The 18,722-nt window shown below is 63.7% G+C and carries 15 protein-coding genes; 10 read left to right on the top strand and 5 right to left on the bottom strand.

The window, feature by feature from the left end; translation table 11 throughout:
- The first annotated feature begins 98 nt into the window (after positions 1–98).
- Positions 99–2,195 (top strand): prolyl oligopeptidase family serine peptidase, encoded by a 2,097-nt coding sequence (locus tag BM338_RS01445; protein WP_090449003.1) that lies wholly within the window; start codon positions 99–101, stop codon positions 2,193–2,195.
- A gap of 407 nt (positions 2,196–2,602) precedes the next feature.
- On the opposite strand, the gene BM338_RS01435 is transcribed toward BM338_RS01445, so the two are convergent.
- Together BM338_RS01435 and BM338_RS01430 are read right to left on the bottom strand one after the other, a co-directional pair.
- Entirely contained in the window at positions 2,603–4,378 is a 1,776-nt protein-coding gene (locus BM338_RS01435; protein ID WP_090449001.1) for an acyl-CoA dehydrogenase C-terminal domain-containing protein, read from the bottom strand.
- Positions 4,379–4,419: 41 nt separating this feature from the next.
- On the bottom strand, positions 4,420–4,902 hold the full coding sequence (locus BM338_RS01430) for a hypothetical protein (RefSeq protein WP_090449000.1): 483 nt from the start codon (positions 4,900–4,902) through the stop codon (positions 4,420–4,422).
- A gap of 170 nt (positions 4,903–5,072) precedes the next feature.
- Here BM338_RS01430 and BM338_RS01425 point away from each other — a divergent pair, with 170 nt between their 5' ends.
- The 3 genes from BM338_RS01425 (at position 5,073) to BM338_RS01415 (ending at position 8,974) form a co-directional block, all read left to right on the top strand.
- Positions 5,073–5,546 (top strand): SET domain-containing protein, encoded by a 474-nt coding sequence (locus BM338_RS01425; RefSeq protein ID WP_090448999.1) that lies wholly within the window; start codon positions 5,073–5,075, stop codon positions 5,544–5,546.
- 288 nt (positions 5,547–5,834) lie between these two features.
- The gene (locus tag BM338_RS01420; RefSeq protein ID WP_255367155.1) at positions 5,835–8,399 is read left to right on the top strand and encodes a glycoside hydrolase family 3 protein; all 2,565 of its coding nucleotides are present in this window, start codon (positions 5,835–5,837) and stop codon (positions 8,397–8,399) included.
- 23 nt (positions 8,400–8,422) lie between these two features.
- Positions 8,423–8,974 (top strand): putative glycolipid-binding domain-containing protein, encoded by a 552-nt coding sequence (locus BM338_RS01415; RefSeq protein ID WP_090448998.1) that lies wholly within the window; start codon positions 8,423–8,425, stop codon positions 8,972–8,974.
- A gap of 40 nt (positions 8,975–9,014) precedes the next feature.
- Here BM338_RS01415 and BM338_RS01410 read toward each other — a convergent pair whose 3' ends face one another.
- Positions 9,015–10,553: an MFS transporter gene (locus tag BM338_RS01410; RefSeq protein ID WP_255367154.1), complete on the bottom strand. Its 1,539-nt coding sequence runs from the start codon at positions 10,551–10,553 to the stop codon at positions 9,015–9,017.
- Positions 10,554–10,867: 314 nt separating this feature from the next.
- Here BM338_RS01410 and BM338_RS01405 point away from each other — a divergent pair, with 314 nt between their 5' ends.
- From BM338_RS01405 to BM338_RS21535, 5 genes are all read left to right on the top strand, one after another.
- Positions 10,868–11,734 (top strand): LysR family transcriptional regulator, encoded by an 867-nt coding sequence (locus BM338_RS01405; RefSeq protein WP_090448996.1) that lies wholly within the window; start codon positions 10,868–10,870, stop codon positions 11,732–11,734.
- A gap of 281 nt (positions 11,735–12,015) precedes the next feature.
- The gene (locus BM338_RS01400) at positions 12,016–12,501 is read left to right on the top strand and encodes a nuclear transport factor 2 family protein (RefSeq protein WP_090448995.1); all 486 of its coding nucleotides are present in this window, start codon (positions 12,016–12,018) and stop codon (positions 12,499–12,501) included.
- Positions 12,502–12,530: 29 nt separating this feature from the next.
- Positions 12,531–13,598, top strand: a complete 1,068-nt coding sequence (locus BM338_RS01395; RefSeq protein WP_218156282.1) for a sensor histidine kinase — start codon at positions 12,531–12,533, stop codon at positions 13,596–13,598.
- On the top strand, positions 13,598–14,353 hold the full coding sequence (locus BM338_RS01390) for a LytR/AlgR family response regulator transcription factor (RefSeq protein ID WP_090448994.1): 756 nt from the start codon (positions 13,598–13,600) through the stop codon (positions 14,351–14,353). Before BM338_RS01395 ends, BM338_RS01390 begins: the two co-directional genes overlap by 1 nt.
- 190 nt (positions 14,354–14,543) lie before the next feature.
- Positions 14,544–14,693, top strand: coding sequence for a hypothetical protein (locus tag BM338_RS21535; RefSeq protein ID WP_177229191.1), 150 nt, complete (start codon positions 14,544–14,546; stop codon positions 14,691–14,693).
- Between the two features lie 48 nt (positions 14,694–14,741).
- Here BM338_RS21535 and BM338_RS01385 read toward each other — a convergent pair whose 3' ends face one another.
- Positions 14,742–15,245 carry a GreA/GreB family elongation factor gene (locus BM338_RS01385; protein ID WP_090448993.1) on the bottom strand — a complete coding sequence of 168 codons (504 nt, stop codon included), beginning with the start codon at positions 15,243–15,245 and terminating at the stop codon, positions 14,742–14,744.
- Between the two features lie 230 nt (positions 15,246–15,475).
- Here BM338_RS01385 and BM338_RS01380 point away from each other — a divergent pair, with 230 nt between their 5' ends.
- Positions 15,476–16,519, top strand: a complete 1,044-nt coding sequence (locus tag BM338_RS01380; protein ID WP_090450047.1) for an alpha/beta fold hydrolase — start codon at positions 15,476–15,478, stop codon at positions 16,517–16,519.
- Between the two features lie 4 nt (positions 16,520–16,523).
- On the opposite strand, the gene fusA is transcribed toward BM338_RS01380, so the two are convergent.
- Positions 16,524–18,563 carry an elongation factor G gene (gene fusA / locus BM338_RS01375; RefSeq protein ID WP_090448992.1) on the bottom strand — a complete coding sequence of 680 codons (2,040 nt, stop codon included), beginning with the start codon at positions 18,561–18,563 and terminating at the stop codon, positions 16,524–16,526.
- Between the last annotated feature and the right edge of the window lie 159 nt (positions 18,564–18,722).

Below are 18,722 nucleotides of genomic sequence, written 5' to 3'. Positions count from 1 at the left end.
ACGGAAGTCCCACCCCTGCCATCCGGGACAGGCGGGGCCAACAGGGCATCGATAAGGTCGGCGCACCACCGTGTGCTCTGGTCACCCTGGGAGGTTCCATGCGTCTGCGCGCTCGCTGTCTGCTAGTCCTTGCGTTGGTTGCTGCATCAAGTCTCCATGCGGTGGGTTCCGTGCCCGATGGTGCCGGTGTTCCGGCCGCGAGCGATCCGTATCGATGGCTGGAGCGCGCCGACGATCCCGCCGTGCAGCAATGGATTGCCGAGCAGAACCAGCGCACCGAAGCCCTGCTCGGCGCCACCCCCGATGGCGCGGCCCTGGCGGCACGCATCAAACAGCTGGCAACCAGCGGCACCACGCTTTCCGATCCGGTGATGGCGGGCGGAACGCTGTACTACATGCAGCGCGTGCCAGGGCAAGAGCATGCCCTGCTGATGGGCCAGGCCTGGCCGGTTGGTGCGGCCAGGCAAGTGCTCGATCCGGAAGCCAGTGGCCTCGGTTCCATGGATGGCTTCTGGCCTTCGCCCGATGGCCGCTATCTGGCCTACGGCACGGAAGAGGGCGGCAATGAATTGCTCACTCTTCACGTATTCGATCTGCAAACGGGAAAGACGCTCGGCGATCAGCTGCCCTGGGCAGGCGGTGGTCCAACGCCGCCCGGTCTGTCCTGGGATGCCGACGGCAAGGGTTTTCTCTACGTGCGCTATGCGCCCCCGGCGCCGGGCAATGAGGTCTCCCTGTTCAACGCGAGTGTCGTCCATCACACAGTCGGACGGCTCGCTAACGAGGACGCGATCGTGTTCGGCGAACACTATTCGCCGGTCGCCGAATACCAATTGCTGAATTCCGGCGACGCGCGATCGCAGACCGCCATTCTCGCCATGGAGGGCGATGGCGGGCCGGTCGAAGTTTTCCTGCGTGACGGCGAGCGCTTCAAACGCGCGCTCGGCCGCGAGGCAAATGCGCGACAGGCTGCATGGGTAGGTGATCGCTTGTACGTCACCGCATTCAAGGATGCGCCGCGCGGCAAGATCGTGGCGGTGGATGGCGCTGGCCGCGTCACCACCGTGCTGCCGCAGCGCGATGGCGCGATCCAGCAAGTCGCACCGCTAGGCGATGGCTTCATGGTGGTACGCAGCTGGGGGCCGGACTGGTGGGTGGAGCACTACGACGCGAAGGCTGCGTTGGTGCGTCGCCTGCCGCTTCCCGCGCAAGGCATCGCCGTCGAAACCATCGTATCCGCGGCCGGCTCGGACAAGGCGATGCTCAGCTATCGCGGCTGGACCTCGCCGCGCCGCTGGGTTGAATACCACGGCGCCGATGGCACGCTCCGCATCCTGATTGAAGCGAAGACCGCGGCGGATTACTCGACGATCGGCGTGTATCGCATCGATGGCATCTCCAAGGACGGCACGCGCATTCCGGTGACTGTGCTGGCGATGAAGGGGGTGTCACCCAACGGGTCGCGGCCAGCCATCCTAGAATGCTATGGCGGTTTCGGCTCGCCGGTGCGCGCGACGTTCGTGGGTGCGGATCTGGCCTGGCTCGAGCGCGGCGGCGTATTGGCTTATGCGAATACGCGTGGCGGCAACGAATTTGGCGAGGACTGGCATGCGCAGGGACAGAAGCTGCACAAGCAGAACGTGATCGACGATTTCCACGCCGCAGCGCAGGCGTTGGTAAAGAGCGGCTGGACCGACAGCGCGCACCTGGGCATTTTCGGTATTAGCGATGGCGGGTTATTGGTCGGCGCTTCGCTGGTGCAGCGGCCACAGGATTATCGAGCGGCGGTGGCGCGGGTCGGCTTGTATGACATGCCGCGGCATGAGGCGCTTACGGCGAATGGTCAGTACAACCGTAACGAGTACGGCAGCGTGAGCGATCCTGCGCAAGCGAAGGCGACGTTGGCGTATTCGCCGTTGCAGCAGGTGAAGGCTGGTCTGGTATATCCGGCGGTGTTGCTGACGACGGGGGCCAATGACACTCACGTGGGGGCGTGGCAGTCGCGGAAGTTTGCCGCGGCGTTGTTGGCGGCGGGGGAGGGGGTGCCATCGGATTCGCGTCGCGCGGTGTTGTTGTTGACGCGGATGAATGCTGGGCATGGCGGTGGTGCGCCTTTCAGTCAGCGTGTGAATGACACGGTGTTGAGGTTGACTTTTTTTGCTGGGGAGTTGAGGTTGCCTGAGAAGGCGCTTTGAGGTTTGTCTCGCGCCACTCCCTCCTATTCCGTCATCCCTGCGTAGGCAGGGATCCAGTGGCGTTGTCGCTCGGTTTTGGCGTCTGCGTGCGCTAGCTCGCCTGCCGCGGGCTTCCGAACCGCAGCCGCGGCTCGGGTCACTTTCTCTTTGCTGGCCCAAAGAGAAAGTAACCAAAGAGAAATGGCCTGAAGAGTAGGCGGTGCGCTCTGTAGCTGTGCCTTTTCCAGTGTCAGGCGTCGGGATGTGTTCTTCGGCTTGATGGTCTGTCCCGCCTTGAAGCGCAACATCTCCCTCTCCCCTCCGGGGAGAGGGTTGGGGTGAGGGGCGGGTGCTCGGTTCAACGTTTCTTTTGCCGCAAACAAAAAGCCCGGCATCGCCGGGCTTCTTGCATCACATCAACATGGACCTCAGGCAATCGCCGGCAACGTCTCCACACCTGCTTCAATCGCCGCCTTGTGCATCAGGCAGCGCGGCAGGATGCGTGCGAAGTAGAAGTTGGCGGTGTCGCGCTTGGCTTGTTTGAAGGCGGCGGACTGGCTGCTTGTTTCGGCGGCGGCGACGCTGCGGGCCCACATGTAGGCGAGGGTGATGTAGCCGGAGTAGTAGAGGTAGTCGAGGGCGGCGGCGCCGAGTTCTTCGGGGTTGCTCATGACGCGCGCGGCGAGTTTCTGGGTGAGTTCGCTCCACTCCTTGGTGGCCTTGGCCAGCGGGCCGATCAGGGAGGCGAGTGCGGCGTCCTGGGCGTGGCTTTGGCAGAAGGCACCGATTTCTTCCAGGAAGTACTTGGCGCCGACGCCTTGCAGCTGGAGGATTTTGCGGCCGAGCAGGTCGGCGGCCTGGATGCCGGTGGTGCCTTCGTACAGGGTGATGATGCGGGCGTCGCGTACGAATTGTTCGACGCCGTTTTCGCCGATGTAGCCGTGGCCGCCGTAGATCTGCAGGGCTTCCTTGGTGCTTTCCTGCGCGAGTTCGGTCACCACGCCCTTGGCGATGGGGATCAGGAAGGCGACGAGGTCGCTGGCTTTCTTGCGCGTGGCTTCATCTGCGCCGCGTGCTTCGATGTCGGTCTGCAGGGCCGTGTACAGCAGTAGCGTGCGCGAGCCTTCCACGATGGCGCGCTGGGTCAGCAGCATGCGGCGTACGTCGGGCTGTACGAGCAGGTTGTCGGCGGGCTTGTCGGCGAATTTGGCCCCGGACAGGGAGCGGCCTTGCAGGCGTTCGCGCGCGTAGTTGAGGCTGTTTTGCAGAGCGCGTTCGGAGAGTGCCAGACCCTGTACGCCCACGCCGAGGCGCGCGGCATTCATCATAGTGAACATCGCGGCCAGGCCTTTGTGCGGTTGACCGATCAGGTAGCCCTCGGCGGCGTCGAAGTTCATCACGCAGGTGGCGGAGCCCTTGATGCCCATCTTGTGTTCGATGGCGCCGGCGGCGACAGCGTTGCGCGCGCCGAGCGAGCCATCGGCGTTCACCTTGAACTTCGGCACGATGAACATCGAGATGCCGCGGCTGCCGGCCGGTGCGTCGGGCAGGCGGGCCAGCACAAGGTGGACGATGTTCTCGGCCAGGTCATGTTCGCCAGCGCTGATGAAGATCTTGGTGCCGGTGATCTTGTAGCTGCCGTTGTCGACCGGTTCGGCGCGTGTCTTCAGCAGGCCGAGGTCGGAGCCGGCCTGCGGCTCGGTGAGGCACATGGTGCCGGTCCAGCGGCCTTCGACGATGGGCTTGAGGTAGACGTTTTTCTGCTCATCGGTGCCATGCAGCTCCAGCGCGTGGGAGGAACCTTCGGACAGCAGCGGATACAGGCTCCACGACAGGTTGCCGGACTGGAATATCTCGGTAGTGGAGGTGCCGATCACCGCCGGCAACGCCTGGCCACCGAATTCCTCGGCCATGGTCAGGCCGGCCCAGCCGCCTTCGGCGAACTGCTTGAAGGCTTCCTTGAAGCCCTTCGGTGTTGTCACCGTCTGGGTGGCCTTGTCGTAATGGCAGCCTTCTTCGTCGCCAGGACCATTGGTCGGCGCCAGCACTTGTTCGCTGAGCTTGCCTGCTTCTTCCAGTACGGCGTCGAGCAGGTCGCGCGTGTGGCCTTCGCCACCCTGCAAGGCGGTCAGGGTCTTCTCCGCGCCGAGCACGTCATAGAGGGCAAAGCGCAGATCGTCGAGCGGAGCCTTGTAAATCGTCATGGCGAAGTTCCTGCGTAAGTAACAGAGTGATGGCGCGTCGATCAGCGCCAAGTGTTGGGAATGCCCGGCACCGGCGAGAGCCAGTTGTTGCCGTGGAATTCGAAATCGCGCGCCTTGTCTTCCTGTTCGGGCTTGGCGTTGGCGCTGCCGATGACGCTGTAAGGCACCGAGCCACTGCTGCCCTTGGCGGCGGCGACCTTGAGCACCTGGCTCATCTCGGCGGTGGGCAGCACATTGACCCGGGTGATGTCGCCGGCGAAGGCAGGAATATCCAGATCGAAACTGCTGTGCAGGCGCACCGGCACCAGTTCGTCCACCTTCAGCTCGCCGTCGATGGAGCGGAAATTCATGCCGCCGTAGCTGTTGTTCTGGATGCGCACGGTGAGCTGCCATTGGCCATCAGGCCGCACCGTCATCTCCTGGATGCTGATGGCAGGTGGGAACACGCTCTTGCGCGGCGGACCGCAGGCGACCAGGCCAGCCACCAGGGCAAGCAACGCGGAAAGGCGGAGCAGTCGTTTCATGGAATTCCCTCAAACGATTGTTTGAATATAGCAGGGAGGGGGGAATGGGGAGCAAGAGCGGAAGGCATCGCGGCGAGGCGGTATCGTTGTTGCCGCGCAGCATTTCCCCGTTCCCATCTCCTGCCTAAGCAGGCATCATCTCCAATTCCCTGACGCCAAACTTGATACTCATGACCCGACGCATCATCGCCCGCCGCTCGCCGATCCACGGCAACGGCGTATTCGCCGCCGCCCCGATCAAGAAGGGTGAGGAACTCATCGAGTACAAGGGCACGCTGATGACCCACGCCGAGGCCGACGTGCTGTACGGCGACGGCGGCGAGACGGGCCACACTTTCCTGTTCACGCTCAACGACGATTACCTGATCGACGCCAATCGCAAGGGCAACACCGCGCGCTGGATCAATCACAGCTGCGAACCGAACTGCCAGGCGCTGGTGGTGGAAAGCGAAAGCGGCGATCCGCGCAAGGACAGGGTGGTCATCGAAGCCATCCGCAACATCAAGCCGGGTGAAGAACTCACCTACGACTACGGCATCACGCTGGATGTTCCGCACACCGCGCGCCTGAAGAAGCTGTGGGTCTGCCTATGCGGTTCGCCGAAGTGCTGCGGGACGCTGTTGAAGCCCAAGCGCGGACGCTGAGCCTCCGGGTTTTCCTGCGGTCATGTAAGTAACGTTTTCCTGGGGCGCGCGGCCCCAGGAAAACGCGTGCATCGGCTCTGGCTTTGCGCGCGCACAGAGCACTACTTTCGCCACAATTTCATACTGCGCGACGTGCATTATCTCAATGTCGCACCTGGCAGGCGCCGTGTAGGATCTGGCGATGACCCAGCCACGGGAGCGGAGATGGTGCGATGTTTCGTGAGCAATGAAAGCGGCCCATCGATGCGCTGCGCGCTCCATCCACGACATTTAGTCCTGGTCGCTTGCATGCTCGTGTCCTGGCACGCCATCGCCATGGCGGCCGACACGGATCACACTGAGCAGCGCGCTGCCCAACTGGTCGCGCACATGACATTGGACGAGAAGATCGCCCAGCTACAGAGCGCCGCGCCGGCGATTCCGCGTCTGGGCGTCGGCGCCTACGACTGGTGGAGCGAGGGCCTGCACGGCATAGCGCGCAATGGCCACGCCACGGTGTTTCCGCAGGCGATCGGCCTCGCCGCGAGCTGGGATACCGATCTGATGCACCGGGTGGGTGATGTGATCTCCACCGAAGCGCGGGCGAAGTACAACGCGGTCGGTAAGGCCGATCACCTGCGTTACGAGGGGCTGAGCATCTGGTCACCCAACGTCAACATTTTTCGCGATCCGCGCTGGGGGCGTGGGCAGGAAACCTACGGTGAAGATCCATTTCTGACCGGCAGCCTCGCCACCGCGTTTGTGCGTGGCCTGCAGGGCGACGATCCACATGTGTTGAAAACCATCGCAACGCCCAAGCACTTTGCTGTGCATAGCGGCCCGGAGCCGGGGCGTCACGGTTTCGATGTGAATGTTTCGCCACACGATCTCGAAGACACCTATCTGCCCGCGTTCCGCATGGCGGTGGTGGACGGGCAGGCCGGTTCGGTGATGTGCGCCTACAACGCGGTGGACGGCACGCCGGCCTGCGCTTCGCCGGCCTTGCTGGCCGAGCGTCTGCGACATGACTGGCAGTTCGCGGGTTATGTGGTGTCCGACTGCGACGCGGTCGACGACATGACGGCGTTCCATCACTACAAGCCCGACAACGCCGGATCTTCGGCAGCGTCGCTTGCCGCGGGCACGGATCTGAATTGCGGCAAGGCCTACGCCAGCCTGGACCAAGCGGTGCGTGATGGACAGGTTCGCACCGAAGTCATCGACACCGCGGCGCGCCGCCTGTTTGCCGCACGCTATCGACTTGGCTTGTTCGATCTGGCCAGCGATCCCTATGCGCATCTCGGTAAGCAGGACATCGCGTCGCCCGCGCATCGCGATCTCGCCTTGCGTGCCGCGAGGGAGGCGATGGTGTTGCTGAAGAACGAACACCAGACTCTGCCGTTCAAGCCCGGCACGCGCCTGGCGGTGATCGGCCCTAGCGCTGACACCGTGAATACCCTTGAGGCAAATTATCACGGCACCGCGATCGATCCGGTGACGCCACTGGCTGGTCTGACTGCGCGCTTCGGAGCGGTGCGTTATGCGCAGGGTTCGACTTTGGCGCCCGGTGTGGCGGTGCCGGTGCCATCCACCGCGCTGCGCGTAAGCAAATCGGATACGACGCCGGGTCTGAAGGGCGAGTATTTCGACGCGGCCGAGTTCAGTGCCAAGCCGAAGCTGGTGCGCACCGATCGGCGTATCGATTTCGATTGGGATGCCGTGGCGCCCGCCGCCGGTTTCGATGCCGATCGCTACGCCGTGCGCTGGCACGGCGAGCTGCTGCCGCCCGGCGCGGGCGACTACACGCTGGGCGTGCATGTGGATCGCTGCTTCGATTGCACAGGGCATGATCCGGTGCGCCTCTATGTCGACGGCAAACGGGTGATCGATGACGCCGGCAAGGAGCCCGACCTCAGCGTTGCCATGCATTTTGACGATACCCGTCCGCGTCCGATTCGCCTTGAGCTACGGCACGCCGGTCAGGATCAGGGCGTGCGCTTGCAGTGGATCGCGCCGGCAGATGCGCAGTTGCGTGAAGCGCGCGCGGCAGTCGAGCAAGCCGATGCCGTGGTCGCCTTTGTCGGCCTGTCGCCGGACATGGAAGGCGAGGAACTGAAAGTGGCCGTCCCCGGCTTTGCTGGTGGCGATCGCACCGACCTGCAATTGCCCGCACCCCAGCAGCGATTGCTGGAAGCAGCGGCGGCCTCTGGTAAGCCTCTGGTAGTGGTGCTGATGAGTGGCAGCGCAGTGGCCATCGAATGGGCCAAACAGCATGCCGATGCGATTCTGGTGGCGTGGTATCCGGGCGAAGAGGGCGGTACCGCGGTCGCCGATACGCTCAGTGGCCGCGCGAATCCCGCCGGCAGGTTGCCGGTGACGTTCTATCGTTCGGTGGATGATCTGCCGCCCTTTGCCGACTACCGCATGCAGGGGCGCACTTATCGCTACTTCAAGGGCGAGCCGCTGTTCGCCTTCGGTGATGGCCTCAGCTACACGCGCTTCGCGTATGCGAAGCCGAAAATATCGTCCGATCACATCAAGGCGGGGCAGTCCCTGTCGGTCGATGTCGATGTGACCAATGCGGGCGAGCGCGATGGCGACGAGGTTGTGCAGCTCTATCTGACCGCGCTGGATGCGCCGCCCGGCAGCCCGCGTCATGCACTAGTCGGGTTTCGGCGTGTGGCGTTCAAGGCGGGGCAGACGCAGACGTTGCACTTTGATGTGGCGCCTCGCGAGTTGAGCCTGGTCGATCCGGAAGGCAAACGTGTGATCAAGGCGGGGCGCTATGAGCTATCCGTTGGGGGGGCGCAACCGAAGCAGGAGGGCGTCAAGCTGCGGTTTGCTATCGACGGAGAAGTGGCGCTTCCGCGTTGACCTCATGGCTGGAGAGCACCTGCATGATTACGACCGCGATGTGGCGAAGGCTGGATACGCCAGGGCATGACGTAGCCTCGCTAGTTCAGAGCGACACCGGCTGGCTACTCCACGGCGTAGCCGTATTTCTGCACGAACTCGGCCCAGCCAGTGTGGAGTACTCAGTTGATCTTGACCCGACCTGGCAGACTCGCGGCGGCCACGTGCGAGGCCATGTGGCCGGCAACAAGTTCAACCACGTGATCACCCGCGACGTGGATGGCTGGTATCTCGACGGCGTGCTGTCCGCTGGCACCGAGCAACCCTGCGACCTCGACTATGGCTTCACCCCCGCGACCAATCTGCAGCAATTGCGCCGTCTTGCACTCGCACCGGGGCGGACAGCCGAGTTGTCCGTCGTATGGTTCGACATCGGCGTGACGGCACTCGCGGTATTGCCGCAGCGCTACGAGCGCCGCGGCGACACCAGTTACTGGTACGAGGCACCGACCATTCCGTACGAGGGACTGCTCGACATCGCCGCGAACGGATTTGTGAGGCTCTATCCCTCGTTATGGGCGATGGAGTCCCCGTAGATTGTTGGCGGCTAGTCGCCTCCCTTGTTGCGCGCACTGCTCAAGCGGATTCCGTAGCGTTGCAGCAAACGGCATCCGGCACGGTAGTACCTGCTCCGAACGTGACGAAGCTAGCCGCCGCCAGCACCCATGCACCGAGGTAGCCGAACAGCATTACCCAGCCAAAACCATGGACGAGCGCGCTCTGCGCCACGCCATCCGCAAGACCTGCCAGCGAGGTTTCGGTGACCGAGCCGGACGCGATCCGCTCGGCCATGCGGCGCAGCTGCGATGCATCCAGTGCACCCTGCGTCGCACGTTCGAGGTGGGAGAAGATGCCTTGCAGCAGCAGGAAACCCATCAGCGCGATGTTGATGGCGAGCGTGATCAGCCGCGCGCTCATATCGATGCCCGACGCCATGCCGGCACGTGAGGTAGGTACCGAGCCGGTGGTGGTATTGGTCACCGGCGTGTTGGTCATGCCCAGGCCGGCGCCGGCAATGACGCAGCCGGGCAGCATGCTCAGCCAGCTGGCGTGATTCGCGGCGCTGCCGAGTTTCATCAAAAGGAAACCCAGTCCGATGGTGAAGAGGCCCGCGGGAATGACGATGCGCGGCTGATAGCGAAGCACGAGACGTTCGGCCAGCGGCGGCACTACCAGGGTGGGCAGCGTATAGGCGAGCAGGGCGAAGCCGGCGGCCACCACGTCGTAGCCGAGTGCGCTCTGGAAATAGATCGGCAGATAGATCATGAAAGGCCAGAAGCTGAAGTTCATGCCCATCGAACCGTAGAGCGCGCCGGAGAATGGCCGGATACGGAACACCGAGAAGTCGAACATCGGATGAGCGCGGTGCTTCTCCACATAGACAAACGCCAGGAAGCTCGCCACGGACACAGCGATGCAGGCCATGCCGGCGGCGCTGGTGAAGCCAAGCTCCGGTCCTTGCGTGATGTAGAAGGTCAGGCTGAACACCGACAACGACATGGTGACGATGCCGGCGAGGTCGAGCGTTTTCGCTTCCGGATCGCGGGATTCATCCACGCTGCCGGCGATGAGTGCCGTGGTCAGCAGCGCCAGCGGCACCTGGATCAGGAACACCCAGGTCCAGTCCAGCAACGCCACGATGGCGCTGCCGATGATGGGGCCGAAGCCCAGGCCCACGCCAAAGATGATGCCCCACGCGGCGAACGCCCGGCTGCGCCGCGCGCCTTCCTGGAACTGATGGGACAGCGCGGCGATCTGGCAGATCACCATCACGCCGCCGCTCAGCCCTTGCAGAAAACGGCTGACGATCAGCACCGAGGTGTCGCGCGCGAGGCCGCAGATCAGCGAGGTGACACCGAACGCGAGCACGCTGATCAACAGGATGCGCTTGCGTCCGTAGCGATCCGCCAGAGTGCCCGCCGCCATCAGCACCGCGGTGCAGGCGAGGGTGTAGGCATTCATGATCCACTGCACGCTGCTGAAGCCGGCGTGCAGCACTTTTTCTACGTTGGGCAGGATCGCCGGCACGCTGGAAATCTCCAGGCCGAACATCAGCGCGGCGAGGCTGATGGCAGTGACGGCGACGATGTCTTTGCTGGTGGGCGAGAGAGACACGGTGGGCTCCTTGGGGATGGCGAGCATGGTGATCGCCCATGCGGGCGAGCCATCGCCTGTTTTCGGGGTGCGTGTTGCCAGCCGCGCAGGTGGGGCTGCGCGGGCAAGCGAACGTCGGGTTGCTGTATCAGCTGCTGGCTCCCTCCCCTGCTTCGCGTCGCAAGCAGGGGGGGGGAGGAGAAAACCGCACAGCTGAGATTCGGAACTAATCAGGACGTGGCATCGGGAGGCCACGTATTCTGCGCAAGCGGGATGCATGATGGAAATGATTTAATTTTGTGCTATCCATTAGCACCCATCATTAATCCGCCGCCATGGACTTCGATCCCTCCCTGCTGCGTGCCTTCGTTGCCGTCAAGGAAACAGGCGGCTTCACCCGAGCTGCCCAGCGTCTGAACCTGACCCAGTCCGCGATCAGCCACCAGATCCGCCGGCTCGAGGAGCAGGTGGGGCGGCAGCTGTTGTTCCGCACGACGCGCGCCATGACGCTCACCGAAGACGGTGAGGACTTTCTGCACTACGCCGAGAAAATCCTGCACACGCTGGACAGCATGGCCCAGCGCTTCAAGCCATCGCCGATCTCCGGCGTAGTGCGTTTCGGTGTGCTCGAGAATTTCCTGGGCGACCGCTTGCCGACCCTGCTATGCCAGTACGGCCGTGCGTTTCCTTCGGTGCGGCTCGACGTAAGCGTGGGTATGAATCTCGACTTGCAGCCGATGATCAAGGCCGGCGAACTCGATCTGGCGGTGGTGATGGCCGCGCCGGGAAGCGAAGAGGGCACGCCGCTGCGTCGCACCCAATTCGTATGGGCAGCGGCCGAATCCTTCGACATGGCGCCCGGCGCTTCCTTGCCCTGTGCTTTATTTCCGTCGCCATGCCTCAATCGTTTGGTGGGACAGGGTGCGCTGGATGGCAAAGGCATGCCGTGGCACGTCGTGTTCACCTCGCAGAGCTATCAGGGCATCCGTGCCGCGGTGTTGGCTGGTCTCGCCGTTACGGTGATGACACGTGAAGACGTGGAGCCCGGCATGAAGATCATCGATGGCAACTACGGCCTGCCGGCGCTATCGGAAGCGGAATTCATCCTGGTCTGGGGCGCGGGTGGCAAGACACCTGCGGCGGTGGAGTTCGGCAAGTTGATTACGCAGATGCCGGGTGTGGACGGTGCTACTCGTAAATAGTGCTTGCGCTGTTGGCTGCTTTCGAGCCATCGCGTAGGTTCTGGGTGAAGGCAGTGGCGTCATCAATCCTAGCGCCAGCCGGCGCAACCACATCCAACCGCGCGCTCCCTTCGATCGCATGCCGTTTCCTCGTGTTGATGGTGCGGTCGACTATGGGAGGTGCGTGACGCGGTACACGCCCTGGCGCATGGCATGCACGACTTGCCGCATGGCGGGCCGCTGCCTATGGCGCTGCCGTGGGACTAGGGCGAACCTGCGCTCCCCCACAACGGACAGGCCCCATGAAAACCATCATTGCTTCCGCGCTGATCCTGGCATCGTTCTTCGGTGGCATAGCGCATGCCGCCGACCCCAGCGACGATATTCACCGACTCATCGACGGTTTCCAGAAGGCGATCGTGGCTAAGGACGGCAAGGCGCTGTCGGACATGTTTCTCCCCAGCGGCGGCGCCTGGGTCACCGTGCTCTCGGATGACAGCTATGCCCGCATGAAAGCGAAGTCACCGAACGTGCCTCGCTACAAGCTCGGCAACTACGCCGATTTCGTGCAGTTCGTCGCCACGTCGAAGGTTCCGATCGAGGAGCGCTTCAACCAGGTCCGTGTCGAGACCGACGGTGCCGTTGCCTCGGTGTATTTCGATTTCGTGTTTCTGCAGGACGGCAAGGAAAACAATCGCGGCAGCGAGACATGGCATGTGGTCAAGACGGATGACGGCTGGAAGATCAGCTCGATGACTTACTCCGTCAACATGCCTGCCAAGCGCTAGAATCCCTGGCAGAAACCAGGGGAGGTCAGGTGTACGCCAGCCATTTGTCGCCGCGCGTCGAGCCGCCGTTCTGGCTTCCCCTACTTGCCGGTCTACCGATCACGCTATGCATGGTGGTGATGGCGCTGCCCGATCTCGGGCGCGGGCATTCGACGGCTTACCGCGCGTTCCTTATGGGCGCGTATGTGGTGTGGATCGTTCCGTTGTGTTTGATCCAGCGCCGCCTGTGGCGGCAGCGGGTGAAGTGGTGGCAGGCCACTCTTGCATTGCTGGTGTTGACCTATGTGCTGTCGCTGATCAATAACTCGATAGAGCTGTACATGGCGGTGACGTGGAAGCAGGTGCCGAGCTACCAGCCGGCCTTTATCTTCCGCGGCCTGGACGGCTGCTGGCTGGCGCTGATCGCGTTCTGCGCCATCCATGCCGTGGTTGCCTACTACACCGAACTACAGGCGGCGCAGGCGCGGGCCGAAAACGCCATCTCGCACGCCCGCGACGCCGAGTTGCGGGCGCTGCGCTATCAGCTGCAGCCGCACTTTCTGTTCAATACATTGAATGCCATCTCCACCCTGGTGGCGTCGGGCGAAAACCGCGATGCCAACCGCATGATCGCGCGGCTTGCCGATTTCCTGCGGGCGACGCTCGAAGGCAATGAGCGATCGCACGAAGTCGCCCTGGCCGATGAGCTGGCTTTGATGGAAGCCTATCTGGACGTGGAGAAGGCACGCCTTGGACGCCGCCTGGTCATCCGCACGCAGGTGGGACCCGATGTGCTGGGAGCCATGGTGCCGTATCTGCTGCTGCAGCCGCTGGTCGAGAATGCGATACGCCATGGCATCGCGCAGCGCACAGAACCGGGGCGACTGGAGTTGACGGTTTCGCGTGAGGCGAACCGCCTTCGCATGGACGTCGCCAACGATGGCGGCGATGATGAGATCCGCGATGTCGCCAACCGCTCTTCCGCGATCGGTCTCAGCAATGTGCGCAAGCGGCTGGAGAATCTGTATCCGAACGATCACGCGCTAGACGCGGGCCATCGGCCCGACGGCGGGTATGCGGTGCATATCGATATTCCCTATCGCGAGGCGGCGGCCTGATGCGCATCGTCATCGTCGATGACGAACCCTTGGCCCGGCACGGCGTAGCGGTACGGCTGGCCGGACAAGCCGATGTCGAGATCGTTGGCGAGTTCGAAAACGGCGGCACGGCACTCGAAGGCATCGTGCGTCTTGCGCCAGATCTGGCTTTTGTCGACGTGCAGATGCCAGGCATGAGCGGGCTGGAACTGTTGTCGGTGCTTTCGCCGGCAGAGCGCCCCATGGCGATCCTGCTGACCGCGTACGACAGCTTCGCCATTCGTGCGTTCGAGCTTCACGCCATCGACTATTTGCTCAAGCCGGTCGACGACGACCGCTTCATGGAGTCGCTCGACCGCGCGCGCCAGGCTTTGCCCTATCGCCGCAAGCTGGCCTCGCCCATGGATGCCTTCCTCAGCCGGGAGGATGCCGGCTGGTTGGAGCGCTTCACCGTCCGCATTGGAACGAGAGTGCTGCTGGTCGAGTCGAAGGACGTGGACTGGATCGAAGCGGATGGCGACTACGCGGTCCTGCACGTGGGCGACGAGTCGCACCTGCTGCGCGAACCGCTGCGCAAGCTGGCAAGCCGGCTCGATCCGGGGCAGTTCGTGCGTGTCCACCGCTCCGCCATCGTGCGCATCGACCGCGTCGCTGAAATGAAGGCGCTGGTGAATCGCGATGTGCTGCTGCGGCTGCGCAATGGTGTTCCGCTAAGAGCGAGCAGGACGTACGTGGACAGGCTGTACGAAGCCCTGCGCGTTTACGGCGGTAGGTAGCCAGACACGCCACCGTCCGCTGTCCGGTCATGTCCGGACAAACATCGCCACCGTCCGCGGACAGCGTTCCTTGCGCGGACGATTTTTACGAAATGGCTTGGGAATGCGGCTTCCCAAGGATTCTCCGGGTTGGCACGGGCTTTGCCATATCTATCTCGAAAGCCTCAAAACCTCAGCAAGGAGAACCACCATGAAATTCGAGACTGTGATGCTGCATAGCCTGTTCGCCGCCTGCCTGCTGGTCTGCGCACTGACCCTGGGTGCGATGCTCACCGCGAAGACCACCGTATCGAATGTGGCTGCGAGTCAGGCGGCGGTTGCAGTTGTGGCAAGCAACTGATCGCAACCTGCTTTATCGATACACGCCCGTGAAGGTGGTATCCGGTGCTTACGTGTCATCCCCGTAATCAATCGCCACCACCTCCACCCGCATGTCGCCCGCTGGGCGATGCCACACCACTTCCTCGCCGACGCGCGCACCGATCAGTGCGCGGGCCAGCGGCGACACATAGCTGACCAGGCCATGCTCGGCATCGGCTTCCTCTTCGCCGACGATGCGGTAGCGATGCTCGCCTTCGCCGGTGTCCACGGTCACGGTGGCGCCAAAAGCCACGCGATCCCGCGGCTGCTGGGCAAGGTCGATCTCGATGGCGCTGGAGACGCGGGTGGTGAGCCAGCGCAGGTCGCGCTCGACCGCGGCCAGTTCGCTCTGCTGGCCGAGTGCCTCCTCGGCGGCTTTGATGGCGTCGCGGCGCGTCTGAGTCGCAGCCAGGCGCTCGCGCAGTTGTTGCAGACCGCGCGGCGTGACGTAGTTGGGGTGTTCGCTTAGCGGGATGTCCGGCAGCGCGCTGTTGGCGTTGTCGTCGGCATCTTTTACAAAAGCCCGGCTCATCGGACGTTCTCCTGTGCCTGACTGGCACATCATCCGCTTGCTGACATGGCAGCGCCATAGCAAGGCATCAAGCCGTCGCGGGGTCCATTTGTTACGTCCAGCAGGTGGCCTGTAGCGCTAACGGCACGTGATATTTACGGTAGTTCTATAGGATCGTCCGTTGCTGGATCTGGCTGGAGTCGACCATGCATGGCATCGCGAACGTCCGGTGGGGGAAATGGCTGGTGTGCATGGCTCTGGCGGTCATACCGGCCGGAGCCTGGGCTGCCGATGACGCGGTGCTCCGCACCGATTTCCGCGTGACGACTGAGGATGGCGTGGGCATCCACGTGCGGCAGGTGGCCGTGCGCGGCCATGCCTCTGGCGAGCCATTGATCCTGGTGCATGGTGCGCGCGTTCCCGGCATTGCTTCATTCGACTTGCCGGTGCCGGGCGGCTCGCTGGCGGCGGATCTGGCCCGCCGCACGCAGCGCCCGGTCTACGTGATGGATGCACGCGGTTATGGCGGCTCCGACCGCCCCGTGGCGATGAGCAAGCCGGCCGAAGCGAGCCCGCCGCTTTCGCGCGGCTACGAAGTAGTGCGCGATCTCGATGCGGTAGTTCGGGCGGCAAGCCGGCGCAGCGGGCACGCCACGGTTGCGTTGCTAGGGTGGGCGACCGGAGGCATGTGGGTGGCCTATTACGCATCGCTGCATCCGGAGCGGGTCGGCCATCTGGTGTTGTTGAACGCGCTATATGGCGGCACGTCGGCCCACGCGATGCTCGGGCCTGGCAGCAGTCTCAGCGATCCACAGCATCCCGGACGCCTGGTTCCCGATGTCGGCGGCTACGCGCGCTACACCGCGGCGCAGCTGTTTCCTGTGTGGGATCGTTCCATTCCGGTGGAGGACAAGGCGAGCTGGCGCGATCCGGCGGTCGCCGAAGCGTATGGCGCGGCGGCCATCGCCAGCGATCCGGATGCATCATCGACCACCCCACCCAGTTTCCGGGCTCCGCTGGGCGCGCTCGAAGACAGCTTTTATCAAGCCAATGGGCGTCGGCTGTTCGACGCGTCATCGATCACGGCACGCGTCCTGGTCATTCGCTCGCAGCTCGACTTCTGGAGCCGGCCGGAAGACGCCACGGGATTCGCGCACGATGCATCGCACGCACGCAGCGTGCAATTGTTGACCCTACCCGATGCCACTCACCTGGTGCATCTCGATCGCGCCCAGCACGGGCGCGATCGCTTACTCGATGTGGTGACTGGCTTTCTGACAGACGACGGCAGCTAACGGCTCAGTCTTCCTCGACCTTGGGCTTCCACGCCTCGCTGAGCTGCCTTTGCACTGGCGGCGGCACCGGTTCGTAGTGGCTCAGGTCCAGGCTGTAGCGGCCGCGGCCGCCGGTCATGGCTTTGAGTTCGGTGGGGTAGTCGGTGAGTTCGGCCAGCGGCGCCTGCGCCCTGATCACCAGCTCGCCGCCGCGCTGGGTATCGGTGCCGAGAATGCGCGCGCGTTTGCCGGCGAGGCCGCCGGTGACGTCGCCCACGTTCGATTCGGGAATCGCCACTTCCACATCCACGATGGGCTCCAGCACGATCGGACGCGCCTTGCCCACTGCGTCGAGAAAGGCTTTCTTGCCGGCGCTGACGAAGGCCACTTCCTTCGAGTCGACCGGGTGATATTTACCGTCGTAGACGGTGACGCGCAGATCCTGCAACGGAAAGCCCGCGACCGCGCCATGCTCCATCGCCTGCCGTACGCCTTTCTCGATGGCAGGCAGGAACTGGCCGGGAATGACGCCGCCTTTCACCGCGTCGACGAACTCAAAACCGCTGCCGCGTTCCAGCGGTTCCACGCGCAGGAACACCTCGCCGAACTGGCCGGCGCCGCCGGTCTGTTTCTTGTGGCGATGATGGCCTTCGGCATGGCCGGCGATGGTTTCGCGATAGGCGATGCGCGGCGGGTGGGTGACGACTTCCACGCCGTAGCGCTCTTTCATGCGCTCAAGCATCACTTTCAGATGCAGATCGGAGAGGCCGCGGATCACCGTTTCGTTGAGCTCCTTGTGGTGTTCCATGCGGAAGCAGGGGTCTTCCTCGGACAGCCGCAGCAGCGCTTGCGAGAGTTTCTGCTCCTGGCCTTTGTGCTTCGGCTCCAGCGCGAGGCCGAACATCGGCTGCGGGAAGCGCAGCGGCGTGAGATGGATGCGGTCCTCGTCGTGCGAGTCATGCAGCACGGCGTCGAAGTGGATTTCTTCCACCTTCGCCACCGCCGCAATATCACCGGGAATCGCCTGGTCGATTTCCACATGCGTCTTCCCGCTGAGGCGAAACAGATGCCCCACCTTGAACGGTTTGCGTCCATCGTCGATGAATAGCTGCGTGTCTTTGCGGATCGTGCCTTGCCACACGCGAAACACGCCGAGCTTGCCCACGAAAGGATCGTTGACGATCTTGAATACGTCGGCGATCACATGCTTCGCCGGATCGGTGCTGACGTCGATCGGCTGGTTCTCCGCGTTGAGGAAGGGTGGGGGATTGCCTTCGGCCGGATTGGGCAGCAGCTTGTCTGCCAGCTCCAGCAGTTCGTTCACGCCAGCGCCGGTGCGCGCGCTGACGAAGCAGATCGGCACGAGGTGGCCTTCGCGCAGGCATTGCTCGAAGGCGTCGTGCAATTGCTCCGGAGTGAGCGATGCTTCGCCGGCATCAAGGTAGGTGCCCATCACGTTTTCGTTGATCTCAACGACCTGGTCGAGGATGCGCTGGTGCGCTTCGGCCAGTGAGGAGAAATCGGTGGTGCCATCGCGGTGGAAAAAGCAGTCCAGCACCAGCTTGCCACCTTGTGCGGGGAGATTCACCGGCAGGCATTCGTTGCCGAACTCCTCGCGCAGCGCGTCCACCAGCATGCCGAGCCGTGCGCCTTCGAAATCGATCTTGTTGACCACCAGCACGCGCGCGACGCCGCGTTCCTTGGCGCGCTCCATCATGCGGCGGGTGCCGTACTCGATGCCGTTGATGGCATTGACCACGACGGCTACGGTTTCTACGGCGGCGAAGGAGGCAAGGGTGGCGCCGCGGAAATCCGCGTAGCCGGCGGTGTCGATCAGGTTGATATGGCAGTGGGCGCGATCGATGCCGGCAATGCAGCTGTCGATGGAATGGCCGCGTGCCTTTTCCTGGCTGTCGGTGTCCGATTGCGTGGTGCCGCGCTCGACCGAGCCCTGGCTCTGGATGACGCCGCCGGCTTGCAGCAAGGCCTCGAACAAGGTGGTCTTGCCGGAACCGGCGTGGCCGGCGAGCGCGATGTTGCGGATGTTTTCCGTGTTGTACGACACGATGCGACCCTCCTCTACAGAGGCGCGGGATCGTGCCGGCGTTGACCTGCGGCGCCGCACGACGCCGCGCATGGCGGCTGACGATGGCGGGCCGTCATGGTCGTCCTGGCGTGTAGGACGCGGGGGCGGTCATGGCGGGATACGGCGCGTGGCGCCGTC

Source organism: Dyella sp. OK004 (assembly GCF_900114495.1).
Classification (GTDB): domain Bacteria; phylum Pseudomonadota; class Gammaproteobacteria; order Xanthomonadales; family Rhodanobacteraceae; genus Dyella_D.
This window is presented reverse-complemented; position numbering and strand designations above follow the sequence as displayed.